Consider the following 19,261-nt stretch of genomic DNA (forward strand, 5'->3'; position numbering starts at 1 on the left):
TGACGAATCAAGCCTTGAATTAAAAATTCGAAGAAGGTCTCATAGACATCTATGAGACCTTTTTTATTTTTCGCTCTTCTATTTATTTCCTCTCTGTCTTTTGCAAACCCTAAAAAATTAGTCGTCCTTGGTGACTCGTTGTCGGAAGGCTATGGCGTCGCGAAGGAAGCCGCTTATCCCGCCGTGCTTGAAAAGAAATTGCACGAAGCAGGTAAGAAGGAATGGACTGTCATCAATGCTGGCGTCAGCGGTTCTACGACGGCTTCTGCCATCAGCCGCATGAAGTGGATCTTCAAATCAAAACCTGATGTGGTGTTGTTAGCTCTTGGAGCAAACGACGGCTTGCGCGGTTTGAAAGTAGAAGAAAGTGAAAAGCATTTAGGGGAAGCTATCGAATACGCGCAATCACAAAAAGTGCGCGTGATCTTAGGTGGTCTGTACATGCCGCCCAATTATGGCAAAGACTATTCTGACAAATTCAAAAAAATGTACGAGTCACTTGCGAAGAAGTACAAAGTCACTTTCATTCCATTCATCTTGGATAAAGTCGCAGGCAATCCTAAATATAATTTAGCCGACGGCATTCATCCGAATGAAGAAGGTCATAAAATCGTGGCAGAGAATATTTTTGCAGTTCTGAAGGGTGAGCTATGAGTTTGGTTTTAAACAACGTTCGTAAAAGTTTTCATCAAGGCGAAACCGAAATTCAAGTTCTTAAAGGTTTGAACGCGAAAATTGAACCCGGCCAAGTGGTTTCCATCGTGGGTCAGTCAGGCAGTGGTAAGTCGACAATGTTGTCGATCTTAGCGGGCCTGGAACGCGCTGACAGTGGGGAAATCATGGTGGATAACGCCAATCTGGTTCCTATGACGGAACACGATTTAACGTCTTTCCGAGCGCAAAATATTTCTATCGTGTTTCAACAATATCATTTGATCGCACATTTAACGGCTTTAGAAAACGTGATGTTGGCGTTGGAAATTTTAAAAATGGAAAACGTCCGTGAACGCGCTGAAGCGGCTTTGAAAGAGCTGGGTCTTGGGCATCGTTTGAATCATTTCCCAAGTCAGTTGAGTGGTGGTGAAAGTCAGCGTGTCGCCATTGCGCGAGCGTTGGTTGTGCAGCCGAAAATTTTATTGGCCGATGAACCAAGTGGAAACTTGGATACGCATACGGGCGATAAAGTGATGGACGTCTTTTTTGAAGTTGTGCGCAAGCATAAGATCACAACGATCTTAGTGACCCACAGTGAATCTTTAGCGAAAAAGTGCGAACGTACTTTGCGTCTTGAAGAAGGTCAGTTGGTGGAAAGATGATTTTATTTCGACTGGCTTGGCGTGAGCTGAAACGCTCGTGGCGCTTTGGTTTGTTCTTTATATTTAATTTAAGTCTGGGCTTAACGGGCTTTGTTTCTTTAAAGGCGTTTAATAGCTCTTTAGAAAATCAGATCAAAAATAACGCGAAAAATATTTTATCGGCTGACATCGCGGTTTCGTCTCGTCGTGAATTAACAGAGACCGAGATGAATGACATGCGCAGTGTTTTACCCGCGGGAACGCAAGAAGGTAAAAACTACGAATTCTTTGCAATGTTGAATTCAGATAAGGGTTCGCGCTTAGTTTTGGTGAAGGCCGTTGATGATGCTTATCCATTTTATGGAGATTTACAGCTTCATTCGGGCAAGCACATCGAAAGTGGTGCTGCCAAGGATATCATTCAGGAAAAGAAAGCGTGGATCTATCCAGAGCTGCAATCGCAAATGGGCTTGCAGATGGGCGATAAGATCAAGCTGGGGCAATTGCAGTTAGAGATCTCTGACATCGTTGATAAGGATGAAACTCAAACATTTCGAGCGGCCAGCATGGCGCCCAGAGTATTCATCAATCGTGCGTATCTTCCTGAATCAGGTCTGATCCAATTTGGCAGTACGTACTCGATCGCGTATTTATTTAAACTTCCACCGACAGCCAAAGAAGATGTTTTAAAAAACGATCTTTATGCGAAATTAACGGACCCACAAGTTTCCGTCGATACTCCGGGGACTGCCGGGGAAGATTCGGGTCGTCAGCTTGGTTACCTATCTGATTATCTGGGGCTTGTCGCCTTGGTAGCACTTTTTATGTCAGCCTTGGGTGCGGCCTACATTTACAGATTATTTCTGTCCAGTCGTATGAAAGAAGTCGCGATCTTGCGTACGTTGGGCTTACAGAGTGAACAAGCTGTTGGCGTGTACGTGATTCAAGCGTCGCTTCTTGGTTTGCTTGCGACAATTCCAACTGCGATCTTCAGCGAAATCCTTTTGCCGTTGTTGACGAAGCTGTTAGGCAGTTTTACGCCGTTTTCGTTAACTCCACGAGTAACGATGGAAGCGTGGGCTTTATGTTTGTTGATGGCCGTGGTTGGTAGCTTCGTCGTCAGCCTTCCATTCCTGGTCAAAATCTTCGATCTGAAAGCCGCAAAACTGTTTAGCGAAGAAAAGTTTTCGGCTGGCGAAGGCAAACGTCGTTTGTGGCCGTTTTTGCCGACGTTGGTTTTGTTTTATGGTCTTTCAGTCTATCAAGCGCACTCGTGGAAGATTGGTTCGATCTTTGTTGCGACCTTATTAGTTGTCGTTCTATTGCTGGTTGCTTTGGGATACCTGACCGTGAAAGCAGCGGGCCTGCTTAAAAATTTCCGCCTGTGGTTCGTTCGTTTTAGTTTCTTAAGTGTCGCACGCAGATCCGGTGCAAGCCTTGCGGTGTTCGTGGCCTTGGGGATGGGTGCCTTGTTGATTAATATCCTGCCGCAATTAAAGAATTCCTTGCAGGCTGATTTTAAAGTCGATGCGACAAGTAAGCTGCCGTCGTTATTCATGTTCGACATTCAAGACGACCAAATCGGTGGTGTGAAGTCGTTACTCGCTGAAAAGAAAATTAAAACAATCATGGATTCACCGATGGTGCGCGCACGTATCATTAAAGTGAACGGGCAAAACTACGAACGCATGATTGAGGCTGGCGGATTTAAAACTCGCGAAGAAGAACGCGATGCTCGATTCAGAAATCGTGGCGTGAATCTTTCTTACCGTGAACATCTGTCTGATTCCGAAGAAATCACAGAGGGTCGTCCTATCAGCGGGGATTTTGATTCGACGAAACAAAAATATGCGGAATTGTCAGTCGAGCAAAAATTTGCGGAACGCATGGGCTTTAAACTTAACGATCTTGTGATCTTTGACGTTCAGGGTGTTGAAGTTGAAGGACAAATCGTCAACTTCCGTAAAGTGAAATGGACAAGCTTCCAGCCGAATTTCTTTATCTTGGTACAAAACGGCGTTTTAAATGAAGCACCAAAGACATTCATCACAGCAGTCCCGTCGCTTCCACCAGAAACGCGTAACCAATTGCAGACCGAGATTGCGACGAAGTTTTCTAACGTCTCGATCATCGATGTTGTACGCCTGGTTGATGAAATTCTTAAGACCGCAGAAAAGATGAGCTGGTCGTTAGAGTTGATGGCATATCTTGCGTTATTAACGGGATACATCGTTCTGTTTTCAATCGTGCGCAGCCAGATCAAGCTGCGTCGTTGGGAGTTGAACATGCTTAAAATCTTAGGCGCAGGCTTCCGCGAAGTTTCAGGATTTATTCTGACTGAATTCGCCTTCCTGGCTTTTATCAGTTCATTCTTTGGAGCGTTCTTAAGTATTGGCGTAAGTTTCGCCCTGAATCGCTTCTTATTCGAAGGATCCTTCGAGTTTTCACTGATGCAGCCAATGATCTCGGTTGTGATCATCACGGTGTTAAGTTTGATCGTCTCGTACTTAGCAAGTCTCGATATCGTCAAAGAAAGCGCGCTGAGTATTCTGCGCGAATCATAAAGACTCAAAGGCTCGCATTAGCGGGCCTTTTTTATTTAAGACCCATAGAAATGTGCAGTTGTATTGGTAGAACTAGAATTCTGCACAAACTTAGGGTAAGTTGTCCCCATGAAGTCAGTGAATGAAAGTCTTGCGAAAGCCAAAAAAATCCTAGAAGAGGGCGGAGTCATCGGTTTACCGACGGAAACCGTTTATGGCCTAGCAGCGCGCATCGATATTCCGGGCGCGATTGAAAAGATCTTCACGACGAAAGAACGCCCGTTCTTTGATCCACTGATCGTGCATGTTTCATCGATTGAAATGGCAAAAAAAGTAACAGCCTATTGGGGGCCTGCATCCCAGGCATTGGGGGAAGCATTCTGGCCAGGACCACTGACGATGATTCTGCCAAAAGATCCTTCTATTAACGGCATGATCACTTCGGGTTTGGAATCCGTGGGCATCCGCATGCCTAATCATCCTATCGCTTTAGAGTTGATTCAAGATGTGGGCGTACCTTTAGCAGCACCCAGCGCGAATAAATTTGGCAGAACTTCGCCAACTTCGGCAACGCACGTGCGGGTTGAGTTTAAAAACGAAAATGTTTTTGTCTTAGACGGTGGTGAATGTCCAATCGGGATTGAATCGACAGTTTTGTTGATTCGTCATCGTCCAGGAAAAGTTGAACTTTCCATTCTTCGTCGCGGTCACGTTTTAAAATCCGATATCGCGCACATTCTTGAAGAAAAAGGTTTTACTTTCGAATTCATCGAACAAGTTGATAAGCGTGAATCACCAGGCCACATGAAACATCACTACATGCCGCCGGTCCCGTTTTTTGTTGTGACAGATCCAAATCGTTCGGTTGAAAGCATTCTGCAAGAAGTGAACGAAAAGATCACACAGCTTCCCGATGAAATTGAAAGCATCAAGATCATCAAGCCTGAACAAGGTATTCATTCGGCAGAAGTTTTGAAGCTTTCTAAAGATCCCGTTCTGGCGACTCGCCAGTTTTATGGCAAATTGCGTGACGTGGCTGCCAAGGGTAAAGACAGTATCATCTTTTACCGCGAGCCCCACCAAGTCGGGGAGCGCTGGGAATCTTTATTTGATCGCTTGAATAAAGCGGCAAGTCTTATTCTTTAGTCGGCTCGATAAATTTTTGCAGCAAAGGATAATACAGATCCTTCTGCGGCGACAAAATCAATTCATTCGCATCAGTCACTTCACTAAATGTAACCTTCGCACCTTGAACAACAGCAAGCGGGCAAGATTCGTTGGCTTCACCCATCACCAGAACTGCCATGGCCGCCAAAGAATCCACGACATCAAGGTGAGTGAACTTTAACTTCGTTCCGAAAAGATCAGGCGTATCCACTAACGATTCAACACCGTTGAAACCCCAATAAGCTAAAGCAATTCCGGTAACTCCACGACGCAAAGGCATCGAGTGCGAATCCGTTAGAATCACGCCGAAGTTTTTCAAACCAAACGCGCGACGCAAACCTTGCCATATCAAATGCGCACTAGCGAACGGATCTTCTGGATACAAAATATAACACTGATTGGCCGAGTTCGATTCATCAATCCCGGCCGACGGAATCAACAAACCTTTCGTGATCGTCAGTTCAATATCGTACTGTCCAGGGGTCAGATAAATATCCGCTTCTTTTTTAATAAGATCTTTTTTGCTGATCGTACATTTCGCGACCGTTCTGTTTTCTGCAAGCGAAACTATCTTCGAAGTGATCGCAAGGACCTGGCCTTCAAGATCAACGCCATGAAGAGACTGGACCAAGAAGTCTAAAAGGCTTTCACCAGAGTGAAAGATAGAAGTTTTAATAGGTGTCGCCGAGATCGTGCGGTGTTGCTGTTGCTTGCTCATGGAACATTGTTGCTCGCGCATCAACAAGTTGCCAACAATATCCTCACTCAGTCCTAACAATCTTTCTTGCGCGACTTTGTTAACCTTCAATTAACCACGGAGGGCAAATGGTGCAAAGACTGACTCAGAATATTCAATCGTTCTATCAGTTGCGTTCGAATAACATCCATAAGTTCAGACCGAAGATCGAAATCGAATCCGACGTGGGTCCTTTCACACTAAAAACGGCGACCAGTCTTGAAGAGTTGAAAGAAGCCTTTGCTTTGCGCTTCGAAGTTTTTCACAAAGAAATGATCGGCAAAAAAAATGTCTGGGGTCTTGATGTCGATGAATTTGATTTCGACTGCGACCACTTGATTATCAAAGAAAAACGCTCGGGCAAAATCGTCGGTACTTACCGAGTGCGCTGTTCTGAATTCACAAATAAATTTTATTCTGCGAACGAGTTCATGATGAACTCCATCCTTCAACAACCTGGAGTGAAGCTTGAACTCGGACGCGCTTGTATTCATAAAGACTATCGCCGCGGCATCGTGATCTCGCTTTTATGGAGAGGTATCGCAGACTATATGGTTGCGACTGATTCGAAATTTTTGTTTGGTTGTGCGACAGTGAAAACCGACGATCCCCGCGAGGCTGCGCTCTTAACGCAGTACTTTGAAGAAGAGGGACGAATCAATCCCGGCTTCAGAGCACGCCCGACCTTGGCATATACAATGCCACTGTTTAGTTTGTTCAAAGATGAACTTCGCAACCCTCTCACGGAGACTCAGAGAGCGGAAGCGGAGGCACTGTTACCGCCGTTATGTCGAGCTTATCTCAAAATTGGCTCTTACATAGGTGGGGAACCAGCATGGGACAAGGAGTTCCAATGCATTGATTTCTTGACGATTCTGCATAGAGAAGACTTAAATAGAACTCTGTGGAAGAGATTCAAGCTGGACTCCGTGGAGTCCTAAGACTTATTTTATTCGTATTGATTATTCTGACTTTCTTGGCTTGGTCATTCCTATGCCATCTTGTGATTCGCGATCAAGATAAACGCCGCGCAAGATTTTCTAAGAACGCCAGCCTTTTTTGCGGTTTCATCATCAGATCTTTCAATATTCGTCTGACGGTTAAAAATAAACCCAAAGACGGCGACAAGTTTCTTTTGGTCAGCAATCACATGGGATTCATCGACATTCTTTTGATGTGCTCGATCTTCCCGATGTTGTTCATCACTTCAAACGAGATGCGCGAAACTCCGTTCTTGGGTTTGCTGACTGAAATGGGTGGTTGCATGTACGTTGAACGTCGCAGCCGCACACGCATCATCGAAGAAATGAAATCAATGACGGACGCTTTACAAAAAGGTTTCCGTATCGTGCTTTATCCTGAAGCGACTTCGCACAACGGTGAATGCGTGCTTCCGTTTAAGCGCACGTTGATGATGGCCGCTTCACATGCGGGTGTGCCGATTCAGCCAGCGGTTGTGAACTTCCGCAAAGTAAATGGCGAAGAGTGGACGATGAAGTATCGCGACTCTTTGTGCTGGTATGGTGATATTCCTTTTGCGACATCCCTGTGGAAATCTCTGACACTTAGATCTGTGGATGCTGAAATTGAATTCCTTGAGCAAATCCACACGTCACCTGAAGATGATCGTGGCTTGGTTGCTGACAAAGCTCACAAAATGATCTCGGAAAAATTCGTCCCAGTTAAAGGCGCACCAGTCCCAGAACCCGCGCCAGCAGAGATGGAAACGACATAAGGCCTGGCCGAAGTCCTAGTTTCAAAAAGCCCCTTGACGTCCTGTGAAGGGGTATGTAAATAATGTGTAAATGAGGAAGATTATCCACGTCGACATGGACTGCTTCTATGCAGCCGTTGAGGTAAAGTACAATCCGAAGCTGAAAGGGAAACCTTTGGGCATCGGAGGACCGCCGAATACTCGTAGTGTGCTGTGTACAGCCAGCTATGAAGCGCGTAAGTTCGGTGTGCGCTCTGCCATGCCTTCCTCGCAAGCGGTGCGCTTGTGCCCACAATTGATTTTAATTCCGCCCCATTTCGATTTGTATAAAGCAGAAAGCGCGAAGGTTCGCGAAATCTTTGAACGCTTCACAAAGAAAATCGAACCGTTGTCATTAGACGAAGCTTATCTTGATGTTACCGAGTGCACGCAGTTTGGTGGTAGCGCCACGTTGATCGCTCAAGAAATTCGTCGTCTGATTTTCACCGAATTAAATCTGACAGCTTCCGCGGGCATTGCGCCCAACAAGTTCTTAGCGAAAATTGCAAGCGACTGGAAAAAACCAAACGGGCAGTTTGTGGTACGTCCACAAGATGTTGAAGGTTTCGTAAAAGAGTTGAAGATCGAAAAGATTTTTGGTGTCGGCAAAGTCACTGCGCAAAAGATGCACGAGCTTGGTTTGCACACATGCCTTGATATTCAAAAACATTCTGTCGATCAACTGTATCGCTGGTTTGGTTCACGCGCACAAGAACTGCACGATTTCGCTCACGGTATTGATGACCGGGAAGTCGTGACGGAGTGGGAACGCAAGTCCTTAACCGTTGAAGAGACCTATAATAAGGATCTACAGACATTAGAAGAATGTTTGAAGCAGGTGCCGGGTCTTTATGAAGACTTCCATAATCGTCTTGTTAAAGGGGAGTATGAAGATCGTATCAAAGGCATGGTTGTGAAATTAAAGTTCTTTGATTTCAAAGGCACAACTCACGAAGAAGTCTGTCACGGAATTCCTACGCAGAAAGATTTCGAACGTTTAATAGAAAACGCATGGCTACGTCGCTCAGTCCCAGTGCGCCTTGTAGGGTTGGGAGTGCGTTTAGGGTCACAAAATAAATCAGGCTCGCGCACGCAGCAGAGTCACGAAGTCACCAGCAATCAATTGAAGTTCGCGATATAAAATAGTTCACGCATCGTCATTGCGCTCGCGTACATCCATTTAATGTAAGTTTACAAATTTTCAAGTGGTGCGCAGATTTTGGCACTGCTGTTGCTTTATCCTTCCTCGCTTACAAGGCGGTGGCATTTCGACATCGCTTTAAAAACCGAAAGGAACCATCCCGTGAAAAAAATTATTCTTGCAAGTGTTCTTGTGTGCGCGACTGTCTTCAATGCTGGTTGTACTGATGGCGAAGTGGCCGCAGGAGCAATCGGTGTTATCATTGGTATCGGTCTTGGCAGCGATAATGGCCACGATCACCACCGTCCTCCTCCATATCATCCACGTCGTCCACGCCACTATGATGCTGTGGCAGCGGGTTCTACGGCAGGTACGACTGAAGTTGCGACTGTGACAACTGATGAAAATCCAGCGCTTCTTGATTTCGCATTGAAGTACAACATTTCTTTGGAAGCGGCAGAAAAAGTAAACTCTGCATTCCAAGGCGTACAAACTGAAGGCACATCTTCATTCGCAAAAATTGGTTTGGATCAATCAGATATCAAAACAATGATGAAACACCAATTGCCATCAAGCTCTGCGATCAAATCATTGGCTGGCAAATTGGATATGTCTGAAGCGCAAGCTCGCGATTTCTTGGTTTCATTGAACAAAGAATTCCAAGCACAAGCTGAAGACGTAACAAGCCCTTACTGGCAGTCATGCATGGCTAAAGGTAAATGGAAAACTCCACAAAACCTTTACTGCAAATCGACTTCTTGGAATGGTTGCGCACCTGAATCTGGCGCGACACTTTGCTACTAAGTCAGAAGACAATAAAAAAAGGGAGAGTTAAGCTCTCCCTTTTTTATCATGGGCGTGATGTGCCGGTGTTCGTTTATAGGGTTGCTTCCTTAACTCGCCACCAGCGGAAAATCTAAATACAAACCAGAGGCCTGTAAAAATAAGAGCAAAAGTTAGAATCACAACGGTGAGGCTTACCATAAGACCTCCTTGTTACCGATTCTATTTTACCTGGGACACGCACAATACCTATTCGCATTCGCGCGAAAATGTCGGAAAGCAGTTCTAGAAAACTTTTTTCCACTCATCTTCTTTAAAACCAACAAGAGCCACATCGTCACCCAAGACGAAAGGCCTCTTAATCAGTTTGCCGTGTTCAGATAAAAGTTTAATCGCTTCTGCTTCCGTCATCTTCGGAAGTTTTTCGCTGATTTTAAATTCTTTGTACAAAAGCCCCGACGTATTAAAAAGATTTTTGATGCTGCCGCCGCGCTCTTTCAGCGCAGCTAGCATCTCTTTTAATTCTTTTTGTGTCGGCACTTCATCAACGATCGGAAGTTTTTTGTAAGCTACTTTTTTCGCGTCTAAAAACTTCAGTGCTTTTACGCAAGTTGAACACTTGGCGTATTCGTAAACCTTAAGCATTTGATTTTACCAACCAGCCGCACATTTTATAAAGAATGCGGGCGCCTACGTTGCCGTCCCATTCAACTTCAGCTTCAGACAAGCCACCTGTTGAAACTTCATTCAAGTCAAATGCGATGATCTTACGACCTGAAGCATGAACTTCACGGAACAAGAAGAACACTTGGTCAACACTCAAGCCACCTGGAACTGGAGTTCCCGTGTGCGGGCAGAATGCTGGATCCAAACCGTCGATATCGAAAGAGATATAAACGTTTTGTGGAAGTTCTTTGATGATGTCTTGGCAAACTTTTTCCCAAGTTTCGCCTTTCAACAAACGACGTTTCAATTCCAAGTCATAGAACGTTTTGATGTCTTCACGTGATTCGCTGAAATCGTATTCTTCTTCACAGAAGTCACGGATACCAACTTGCACAAGCTTTTTAGGTTTTTTCGCGTCCGTCATCACGTTGTACATGATCGAAGCGTGCGATTGCGTGAAACCTTGGTAGGCTTTGCGAAGATCCGCGTGGGCGTCGATGTGCAAAACGCCGAAGTCGCCTTTGAATTTTTCGCTAACAGCACGGATCGCACCCAGTGGAGTGGAATGGTCACCACCGACAAGGCCCAAGAGCTTGCCCTTTTTAAGAACATCAGAGCACTGATCGTAAACCCATTGCGACATTTCTTCACAAGCCAGGTTTACTTGAGAAACCAAGGACGCCATTTTAGCCGTGTCTTCGCTCAAGTTCGTTTTCATCTCGATCAGTTCTTGGGCGACACCCTTGAAACGATCGTTCATGTTACATAACTCTTCAGAGATATCGCGCATGTGGTAGCCCACTTCATAAGCTTTGCCCACTTCAATATCGAACAGGTCGATTTGTTCGCTGGCAGCGCGGATGATTTTAGGGCCACGAGAGGCACCTTCGCCATAAGACGTCGTTACTTCCCACGGAACTGGAACAAGAACGACTTTTGACTCTTCTTCTGACATGGGAATCCCGAAGATTCCGAACTCAGCTGAGATGGTTGTTGTCGGGTCAAACTTTGGTGCATTTTTCTCTGTCTTTTCAGACATTTTTTTCTCCTTGAAAATTCGCCTGAACATTAGCATTTAAGCATAGCGTTAATCGAGCAATAACTTGATTATTTTTCCGGCATAACCCATTTTAACCCAACTTTGGGAACTATTGAGATTCCCAGCGAAATTCTTTGGAGGAATGACAATGAAAATGAAGGGACTCCTTGCGCTCGCTTTGAGCTCAGCTTTGACCGTTCCCGCTCTGGCTGCCAAACCAAATGACAAGGCACCAATCGGCGGAAATTTCGTATATAACCTTGGCGGTGAGCCACCAACAGTGCACCCAATCACAGCGACTGATCAATACGCTCGTTATGTTCAGAACTATGTGTGTGACACTCTTGCGACTCATGACTATGAAACTTATGAGTGGACTCCTCGCTTGGCTGAAAAGTGGGAAATCTCTAAGGACAATAAAGTTTTCACATTCCACCTTCGCAAAAACGCAGTTTTCCATGATGGTAAACCTGTCACTGCTGAAGACGTGAAATTCTCTTTCGACGCTATCTTTGAACCAAAGTATGAAGCTGCTCACTTGCGCCCATACTACGAAGGTTTGGCGAAAGTTGAAGTTATCGATCCATTGACTGTGAAAATCACAGCAAAAGATCTTTACTTCCAAAACTTCGAATCTGCTGCAACGATGACGATCATTCCTAAGCACGTTTACTCTGACGTAGCTAAGTCTAAAAAAATGAATCGTGAATTGATCTGCGCGGGTCCATACACATTGAACAAATTCGATCGTGGTCAATTGATCCAATTGAAAAAATTCGACAAATGGTATGGCAACAACGATCCAGCTTTCAAAGGCATGTACAACTTTGAAAACATCACTATGCGTTTCTACAAAGACGACAACGTTGTTCTTGAGCGCGCTAAAAAAGGTGAGTTGGATTACATCGATCTTCGTATCGAATCTTTCATGAAGAAAACTGATGGTGCTCCTTGGGGCAAAACAATCATCAAGCACAAAGTTGCTAACGATGCTCCGAAATCTTTCGGTTTCATCGGTTGGAACTTCCGTAAAGACATCTTCAAAGATAAAGACACTCGTATCGCTCTTGCGCACTTGTTGAACCGTGAAGAGATGAACAAAAAGTTCCGTTACGGTATGTCTGATCTTGCGAACGGTGCAGTTTACTTGAAATCTGAATACAACCCAGGCAACAAAGCGATTGAGTTTAATCCGAAAAAAGCTCAAGAACTTTTGGCTAAAGCTGGTTGGACAGATTCAGACAAGAACGGTGTTCTTGAGAAAACTATCAACGGTAAGAAAACTGAATTCCGCTTCACTTTGATCTACCCAAATAAAGACGTAGAGAAATACTACACTCTTTACCGTGAAGATCTTAAAAAAGCCGGCATCGAAATGGACCTTAAGTATCTTGAATGGAACTCATTCTTGAAACTAGTTGATGAAGGTAACTTCGACGCTGTGACAATGGCTTGGGGTGGCGGTTCTGTAGATCCAGATCCAAAACAAATCTGGCACTCATCTGGCGCAGTTCCAGGTGGTTCGAACTTCATCGCTTACAAAAATCCAGAAGTGGACAAGCTTATTGATGAAGCTCGCGTTGAGCCAAACAAACCTAAACGTGTGAAACTACTAAAAGAAGTTTACAAAAAGATCGCTGACGACGCTCCATACGCGTTCTTGTTCAACGATAAGTACGATTTCTATGCAAATTCTTCAAAAGTAGGTATGCCAGCAGAGACTTTCAAGTTCGATATTGGTAAAGACTACTGGTGGATGAAACAACCGTAAGAAGAAATTTGGAGTAGGGCCTTGTTCGTATACCTGATCCGTCGACTATTGCTGATGATCCCGACATTCTTCGGGATCACACTTGTTACTTTTATATTTATCAATTTGGCTCCAGGCAGTCCTATTGAACAAAAGCTGCAGGCGATCCGTTTCGGTTCGGCTGCGGGTGGCGGCGGATCTAGTGGCGCTAACCAGCGTGGCGACACGGCCGTGAACCAAGAGGTTATCGAAGCCTTAAAAAAACAATATGGCTTCGATAAACCAATTCATGAGCGTTACATTATCTGGTTGAAGAATCTTTCTCGCCTCGATTTCGGCGAAAGCTTCACTTACCAAGAGCCTGTGATCGACGTGATCAAATCGAAACTTCCTGTTTCGATCAGCTTTGGTATCGCTTCTTTATTCCTGACATATCTTGTGTGTATCCCATTGGGCGTGCGCAAGGCGATGACTGCGGGTAAAGGCTTTGACCGTATCTCTTCTATTATTTTGAATTTCACGTACGCGATTCCGCCATTGATCCTTGGTATCTTCCTGATCGTGGTTTTTGCCGGGAAATTAAATCTCTTCCCAATTGGTGGATTCCAATCTGATGACTACGAGTCGATGTCGACTGGCGCGCAGATCTGGGACCGTGTACATCACTTTATTCTACCTTTAATCTGTTACATGATTGGTGGCTTCACGGAGCTTTCAATCCTTATGCGTAACTCGATGTTGGACGTTATTAAGTCTGACTTCATCCGTACGGCTCGCGCCAAAGGTTTGGCAGAGCGTGTGGTTGTGTTCAAGCATGCTCTAAGAAATGCGTTGATCCCAATCGCTACGGGCCTTGGTGGTTTCCTGGGTGCTTTCCTTGCCGGTTCATTGATCATCGAACAGATGTTCAACTTGGATGGTCTTGGATTGTTGGGTTACCAATCAGTTCTTTCGCGCGACTATAACGTGATCATGGGTATTACGTTTATTTCGTCTGTTCTTCTAATGGTCGGTCGTATCTTGAGCGACGTGATCTACGTTCTTATTGACCCAAGGATTGACTTCAAATGATCGAAAACAAACTTATTACGAACGAGCTTACTCTCAAGAGATACAAGCGTTTCAAACGCGATCGTGTTGCCGTTGTTTCGGTTTGGATTCTTTTGGCAATGTTCTTCTTCAGCTTCACGGCTGAATGGTGGGCAAACAATCGTCCGCACATCATGCACTACCACGGGAAAACTTATTTCCCATTGTTCGTGGATTACCATCCAACGAAGTTCGGTCGTGATGATATCTATGTGATGGACTACCGCGCTCTTGAATTGGATGCCGCACAAGGTGACTGGGCTGTATGGCCAATCATCCAATGGGACCCTTACGAGAGCAATAAAACTGTAGACACGTATCCATCTCCGCCAACTAAAACAAACTGGTTGGGTACAGATGAATCGGGTCGTGATGTTATCACACGTCTTCTTTACGGTTTCCGTTACACGATGATCTTCGCCTTTGGCGCGTGGATCGTGACTTACTTGATCGGTGTGACGATCGGTGCCTTGATGGGTTACATGGGCGGCAAAACTGACCTTGTTGGTCAACGTATCGTAGAGATCGTTGAATCAGTTCCGTACTTGTTCGTATTGATCACGATGATTTCGATCTTTACGCCAAGCTTGCCATTGCTAGTGGTGTTCTCGTCACTTCTTGGTTGGACTGGTATTTCTGCTTACATGCGTGCGTTGTTCTTGTCGTTGCGTAAACGTGAATACGTTGAAGCGGCTCGTGCGATTGGTGCGGATCATAAACGTATTATCGGTAAACACATCTTGCCGAATGCTTTGACTCCGATCATTACGTTCGCTCCGTTTGCGATTTCTGCAAACGTTTACGCGTTGTCGATCTTGGATTACTTGGGTTTGGGTCTTCGTCCACCGACTCCGTCATGGGGTGAGTTGATGGCGCAAGCTCAGAAGTGGTTCACGATTGCTGAGTGGTTGGTATGGGGTCCGTTGGTTGCGATCGTTGTGACTTTGATCCTATTGAACAACATCGGTACTGCGGTTCGTGACGCTTTCGACTCGAAAATGTAGTTCGAAAATTGAAAATGAAAATAAAAAAGGGCGAAGAGATGATCTTCGCCCTTTTTCTTTTTGTGCTTTTTAAGTTTAACCGTTCACAAGTTTCTTCAGTGATTCCACGTTTTGTTCGACCACTTTAATGCGATCTGCGATTTCAGTGACGTTCGCTGAAATCTCTTCTGTCGAAGCGGCATTCGATTGAATGACTGAATCCAACTGGTTCATCGCTTTGCCGATTTGTTGGACCCCTTGAGTTTGTTCGCCACTGGCAGTTGCGATTTCCGTATTTAGATCCGCCACTTTTTTAACAGAGCTTACGATGTTGTTCAGAACTTCGCCGGACTTATCAGCGACTTTTTGTCCTTCTTCAACCTTCGCAACACTGTCTTTGATCATGCCATTGATTTCCTTCGCAGCATCGGCACTTTTTTGCGCCAAAGTACGAACGGCATCGGCCACCACCGCAAAGCCTTTACCTTGTTCGCCAGCGCGCGCGGCTTCAACGGCAGCGTTCAACGCTAGTAAATTAGTTTGAAAGGCGATGTCGTCGATAACGTTAACGATCTCTTCAATTTTTTTAGATTGAGAAGAGATTTCGTCCATGGATTTAACCAACGATTTGATTTGATCTTCACCAAGCTCAGCCGTTGTGCGCGAAGTCTGTGATAGGGAAGACGCCTGTTGCGCATTTCCTGAATTCATATTCACAACAGATGTGACCTCTTCAAGCGATGCAACGGTCTCTTCTAGTGAAGCAGCCGCCGACGTTGAAGACTGGGCCAATGTTTTACCGGCCTCTGATACTGCGGAAATAGAATGGCTGACTTCTGTGCTGCTTGAAGACAGTGAAGCCACGATAGCATTGATGCGTTTTGAAATACTGAACGAAAATCCTAAAGCTAATGCTAATACGATTAAGCTGATGAACGTCACTGACAACAAGAACTTCATTTCAAATTCTTTGATCTGTGCTTCGATCACATCTTTATAAACGCCCGAGCCGACGAACCAGTTCCAGTCATTCATACAGCGAACGTATGAAATTTTAGGAATTGCTGGGCCATCTTTTTGTTTTGGAAATGCGTATTCAGTGAAACCTTCGTTTTCAGAGCTATTGCAGATTGCGATCATGTTCTTAACGTAAGGCACACCGTTCAGGTCAGCAGCAGCACTGCTGTCAGTGCCTTGCAGTTCTGGTTTCAGCGGATGCATGACGTTGAAACCTTTGTAGTCATAGATAAAGAAATAATCGGTCTTATTGTAGCGAAGCGAACGCAAAGTTTCTTTTGCAAGCTTCTTGGCTTCGTCTTCCGAGATCTCTTTTTTCTTTGCGAGTTCCGCATAGTGCACAATCGTTGAAGCGGCAAGATCGACCGAAGCTTTCACTTCGTGCTTCAGGCTTTCGCGGACTGATTGACGGTACAAAGGAAGTAGATACACCAGATTGGTAATCAACAGTGCCACGATACCCAATAAACTTATTGTAATGATCTTGAACTTCAGTGATTTAAACATGCGACCTCGCGGTAAAAGAACGGACAAGTAAACCCTCGGGGGATTAAACGGTTTATTTTATGGGCTACTTAATAAGGCTAATCAGTATGCGAGGTTTGCTCTATACAAGAAGGTCTGGATTTGTTACGAAGTGATTCAAATTGAGAAAAAGGGGACATGACAATGAAGACGTTATCCGTTCTATTCGTTTTATTTTCGCTTTCTGCAAACGCGCAAGTTTTGGGCGAGCTGAAAGGCCAAGGCCAAATTAACGCGAGCTACGCAAACTTCGACGGTTCTTCAACGAAAAGAAGCAGCCCGTGCAATGTCGCGATGAACATTCATGCAGACGCAAAGTCTGTTGCTGTTGAGTTCTCAGTGTTCGAATGCTCGAAACTGACTTCATGGAATGATTGGCCGGTCGCTTATTCTATCGTGGGCGATAAATTGGTTGATGCGAACGGCGTGCAAAAAGGTTCTGTGCTTGCAGATGGCAGCTATCAATTCACTGAAGTTCTAGAGTCTTCGCAAACATACATGGACTACCACTATGATTTCGATTGCCGTATGTCTTACATCGGTAAAAAAACTCTGACTTTGCAAAATAAAATCACTTACAACCTAAAAGAGATCAATGGCTCTTGGATTTTGCACCGTACAGCTTCTGAAGATCGCCAAGCTTGGAAGTCTCGTCGTGACTACGACAGATGCCCTGCCGTGACGATTCCAACGAAGTTGGGTTCTTCAACTGATCTGACTGTGACTTTATCTAAGTAATTTAGTCTGGACGAATTTTAGACAATAAAAAAGGGAACCGTGTGGTTCCCTTTTTTATTTTTAAAGAATGAATTCTTATTCTGCTTCTTCCAAGTATGTGTAACCTGAAAGACCTTCTTCGTAGTGCTTGATCAGAAGTTTTGCTTCTTGTTTTGTGATCGTACCACGTTGGATAGATTCCTCTGTCGCTTGACGAACGTTATCAACCATTTCTGAACGGCCGTACTGAACGTAAGAAAGAACCTCAGTCACAGTGTCGCCTGGAACGTAGTGGTCAATTGTGTAGCCCACGCCATTCAAAGAGATATGAACTGCATCCGTATCACCGAATAGATTGTGCAAGTCGCCCAAGATCTCTTGGTACGCGCCCGTTAGGAACACACCCAAGTAGTATTGTTGGCCGTCTTCGTATTTGTGCAAACGAACTGTATCTTTGGGCTCGCCTGATTCTGTGTCGATGAATTTTTCAATCACACCATCAGAGTCACAAGTCAAATCCGCCAAAGTTGCTTCACGAGTCGGCTCTTCGCCTAGACGGTGAATTGGCAACACTGGGAACAACTGACCAACAGCCCAAGAGTCAGGAAGCGATTGGAACAAAGAGAAGTTCGAGTAATAAGTGTCGCACAACTCTTTAGACAAGACCGCGATGATGTCTTCAGTGTCCGGAACTGTCTTCGCTAATTTCACCATCTTAGTTGCGATAGTGAAGTACATTGATTCACACCACGCGCGTTGTTCTAGTGAAAGAACGCCATATGTGAACAACTGCAAAGTTTCGTTTTTCGATTGTTCAAGGTCATTGAAACATTCGTTGATATTGTCTTTGTTCACTTTTTCGAAAATGTACTGCATGTCTTGCATGATCGAAGGATCAGCTTTTGTTGCAGGACGAGGCGGTTCGTTACGGTGAAGGTCATTCATACCCAAAACGTTGAAAACCAAAACCGAGTGATGGGCCACCAAGAAGCGGCCTGACTCAGTTACGATGTTTGGATGTGGAATGCCTTTTTCATCGCAAAGAGTTTGCACGACCGACACGATGTCGTTCGCGTATTCTTGCTCAGAATAGTTCACAGAGCTGTCAGAGTGACCTGAACCGTCGTAGTCGATACCAAGACCGCCACCAACGTCCAAATACTTCAAGCCTGTTGCGCCCATTTTGTAAAGCTCAGTGAAGAAGCGCGCGCCTTCTTTCAAAGATGATTTGATAGATTGAATAGCAGGAACTTGCGAACCGATGTGGTAATGCATTAGTTCCAAGCACTCAAGCATGCCTTCAGCTTTCAAGTACTCAACGCCGTCTACGATTTCAGAAGCCGTTAGACCGAACTTAGAACGAGCACCCGAAGAATCAACCCATTTACCAGCGCCTTGAGTGTTCAATTTTGCGCGGAAACCGATTTTTGGACGAGTGTTGAACTTCTTCGCCACGTCCACGATCATTTTCAATTCTTCTTTACGATCGACAACGATGATTGTGTTGCGACCTAGTTTTTGTGAAAGGATCGCTGTCTCGATGTATTCAGCATCTTTGAAGCCGTTACAGATGATCAACGCGTTTTCAGTGTTCATCAGTGCAAGAACAACAAGAAGTTCAGGCTTAGAACCGCACTCAAGACCCATGCTGAAGTCTTTGCCGTATTTTACAAGCTCTTGAACCAAGTGACGTTGTTGATTCACTTTGATTGGGTAGACGCCGTTGTAGTTACCTTTGTAACCGTGATCGGCGAATGCTTTTTTGAAGCAACCATTCAAAAGCTCAACGCGAGATTTGATGATATCAGGGAAGCGGATCATGATTGGAACGCGAATACCACGATCCAAAAGATCTTGAGTTAATTCGTTTAGATCTACCGAAGGGCCATTTGCACCCATTGGAGTTACAGAAACATTTCCTGATCCGTTAATTCTGAAATACCCGTTGCCCCAGTTGTTAATACCGTATAGCTCCGCGCTTTTTTCAGGACTCCAATTTGACATCTTCGTTGGCCCTCACTTGCAGTGCTCCGTTCAAAGACGGAGCTGTTGTTTTA

At 44.9% G+C, this 19,261-nt stretch carries 17 protein-coding genes; 12 read left to right on the forward strand and 5 right to left on the reverse strand.

Annotated elements, in window-relative coordinates:
• Window positions 1-51: 51 nt before the first annotated feature.
• From DOE51_RS01830 to DOE51_RS01845, 4 genes are all read left to right on the forward strand, one after another.
• Window positions 52-654 (forward strand): arylesterase, encoded by a 603-nt coding sequence (locus tag DOE51_RS01830; protein ID WP_142694900.1) that lies wholly within the window; start codon window positions 52-54, stop codon window positions 652-654.
• Entirely contained in the window at window positions 651-1,316 is a 666-nt protein-coding gene (locus DOE51_RS01835; RefSeq protein ID WP_142694901.1) for an ABC transporter ATP-binding protein, read from the forward strand. Before DOE51_RS01830 ends, DOE51_RS01835 begins: the two co-directional genes overlap by 4 nt.
• Complete coding sequence (locus tag DOE51_RS01840) at window positions 1,313-3,859, forward strand: ABC transporter permease (protein WP_246845250.1); 2,547 nt, start codon at window positions 1,313-1,315, stop codon at window positions 3,857-3,859. Before DOE51_RS01835 ends, DOE51_RS01840 begins: the two co-directional genes overlap by 4 nt.
• 108 nt (window positions 3,860-3,967) lie before the next feature.
• Complete coding sequence (locus DOE51_RS01845) at window positions 3,968-4,984, forward strand: L-threonylcarbamoyladenylate synthase (protein ID WP_142694902.1); 1,017 nt, start codon at window positions 3,968-3,970, stop codon at window positions 4,982-4,984.
• Here DOE51_RS01845 and DOE51_RS01850 read toward each other — a convergent pair.
• Window positions 4,974-5,723, reverse strand: coding sequence for a coenzyme F420-0:L-glutamate ligase (locus tag DOE51_RS01850; RefSeq protein ID WP_142694903.1), 750 nt, complete (start codon window positions 5,721-5,723; stop codon window positions 4,974-4,976). The two genes, DOE51_RS01845 and DOE51_RS01850, sit on opposite strands and share 11 nt — an antisense overlap.
• Window positions 5,724-5,830: 107 nt before the next feature.
• On the opposite strand from DOE51_RS01850, the gene DOE51_RS01855 reads away from it, so the two are divergent.
• The 4 genes from DOE51_RS01855 to DOE51_RS01870 all read left to right on the forward strand — a co-directional run bounded on the left by DOE51_RS01855 (window position 5,831) and on the right by DOE51_RS01870 (window position 9,439).
• Window positions 5,831-6,682: a GNAT family N-acetyltransferase gene (locus tag DOE51_RS01855; RefSeq protein ID WP_142694904.1), complete on the forward strand. Its 852-nt coding sequence runs from the start codon at window positions 5,831-5,833 to the stop codon at window positions 6,680-6,682.
• A 17-nt stretch (window positions 6,683-6,699) separates the two neighbouring features.
• Window positions 6,700-7,476, forward strand: coding sequence for a 1-acyl-sn-glycerol-3-phosphate acyltransferase (locus tag DOE51_RS01860; RefSeq protein WP_246845252.1), 777 nt, complete (start codon window positions 6,700-6,702; stop codon window positions 7,474-7,476).
• Window positions 7,477-7,546: 70 nt separating this feature from the next.
• Window positions 7,547-8,635: a DNA polymerase IV gene (dinB, locus tag DOE51_RS01865; RefSeq protein ID WP_142694905.1), complete on the forward strand. Its 1,089-nt coding sequence runs from the start codon at window positions 7,547-7,549 to the stop codon at window positions 8,633-8,635.
• Window positions 8,636-8,797: 162 nt separating this feature from the next.
• The gene (locus DOE51_RS01870; protein WP_142694906.1) at window positions 8,798-9,439 is read left to right on the forward strand and encodes a hypothetical protein; all 642 of its coding nucleotides are present in this window, start codon (window positions 8,798-8,800) and stop codon (window positions 9,437-9,439) included.
• Window positions 9,440-9,703: 264 nt separating this feature from the next.
• On the opposite strand, the gene DOE51_RS01875 is transcribed toward DOE51_RS01870, so the two are convergent.
• Window positions 9,704-10,063 (reverse strand): Spx/MgsR family RNA polymerase-binding regulatory protein, encoded by a 360-nt coding sequence (locus DOE51_RS01875; RefSeq protein WP_142694907.1) that lies wholly within the window; start codon window positions 10,061-10,063, stop codon window positions 9,704-9,706.
• On the reverse strand, window positions 10,056-11,123 hold the full coding sequence (locus DOE51_RS01880; protein WP_142694908.1) for an agmatinase family protein: 1,068 nt from the start codon (window positions 11,121-11,123) through the stop codon (window positions 10,056-10,058). The genes DOE51_RS01875 and DOE51_RS01880 overlap by 8 nt, the downstream gene beginning before the upstream one ends.
• A gap of 148 nt (window positions 11,124-11,271) precedes the next feature.
• On the opposite strand from DOE51_RS01880, the gene DOE51_RS01885 reads away from it, so the two are divergent.
• The 3 genes from DOE51_RS01885 to DOE51_RS01895 are packed head-to-tail and all read left to right on the forward strand — an operon-like array spanning window position 11,272 to window position 14,966.
• A complete protein-coding gene (locus DOE51_RS01885; RefSeq protein ID WP_142694909.1) occupies window positions 11,272-12,894 on the forward strand; it encodes a peptide-binding protein in 1,623 nt (540 codons plus the stop codon).
• A 21-nt stretch (window positions 12,895-12,915) separates the two neighbouring features.
• Window positions 12,916-13,944 (forward strand): ABC transporter permease subunit, encoded by a 1,029-nt coding sequence (locus DOE51_RS01890; protein WP_168196369.1) that lies wholly within the window; start codon window positions 12,916-12,918, stop codon window positions 13,942-13,944.
• On the forward strand, window positions 13,941-14,966 hold the full coding sequence (locus tag DOE51_RS01895; RefSeq protein WP_142694910.1) for an ABC transporter permease subunit: 1,026 nt from the start codon (window positions 13,941-13,943) through the stop codon (window positions 14,964-14,966). The genes DOE51_RS01890 and DOE51_RS01895 overlap by 4 nt, the downstream gene beginning before the upstream one ends.
• Before the next feature lie 75 nt (window positions 14,967-15,041).
• Here the strand turns inward: DOE51_RS01895 and DOE51_RS01900 are convergent, their stop codons facing one another.
• Entirely contained in the window at window positions 15,042-16,469 is a 1,428-nt protein-coding gene (locus tag DOE51_RS01900) for a methyl-accepting chemotaxis protein (protein ID WP_142694911.1), read from the reverse strand.
• 162 nt (window positions 16,470-16,631) lie between these two features.
• On the opposite strand from DOE51_RS01900, the gene DOE51_RS01905 reads away from it, so the two are divergent.
• Window positions 16,632-17,225: a hypothetical protein gene (locus DOE51_RS01905; RefSeq protein ID WP_142694912.1), complete on the forward strand. Its 594-nt coding sequence runs from the start codon at window positions 16,632-16,634 to the stop codon at window positions 17,223-17,225.
• 75 nt (window positions 17,226-17,300) lie between these two features.
• On the opposite strand, the gene speA is transcribed toward DOE51_RS01905, so the two are convergent.
• A complete protein-coding gene (gene speA, locus DOE51_RS01910) occupies window positions 17,301-19,208 on the reverse strand; it encodes a biosynthetic arginine decarboxylase (RefSeq protein ID WP_142694913.1) in 1,908 nt (635 codons plus the stop codon).
• Window positions 19,209-19,261: the final 53 nt, after the last annotated feature.

Origin of the sequence: Bdellovibrio sp. NC01 (assembly GCF_006874625.1) — a bacterium.
Classification (GTDB): domain Bacteria; phylum Bdellovibrionota; class Bdellovibrionia; order Bdellovibrionales; family Bdellovibrionaceae; genus Bdellovibrio.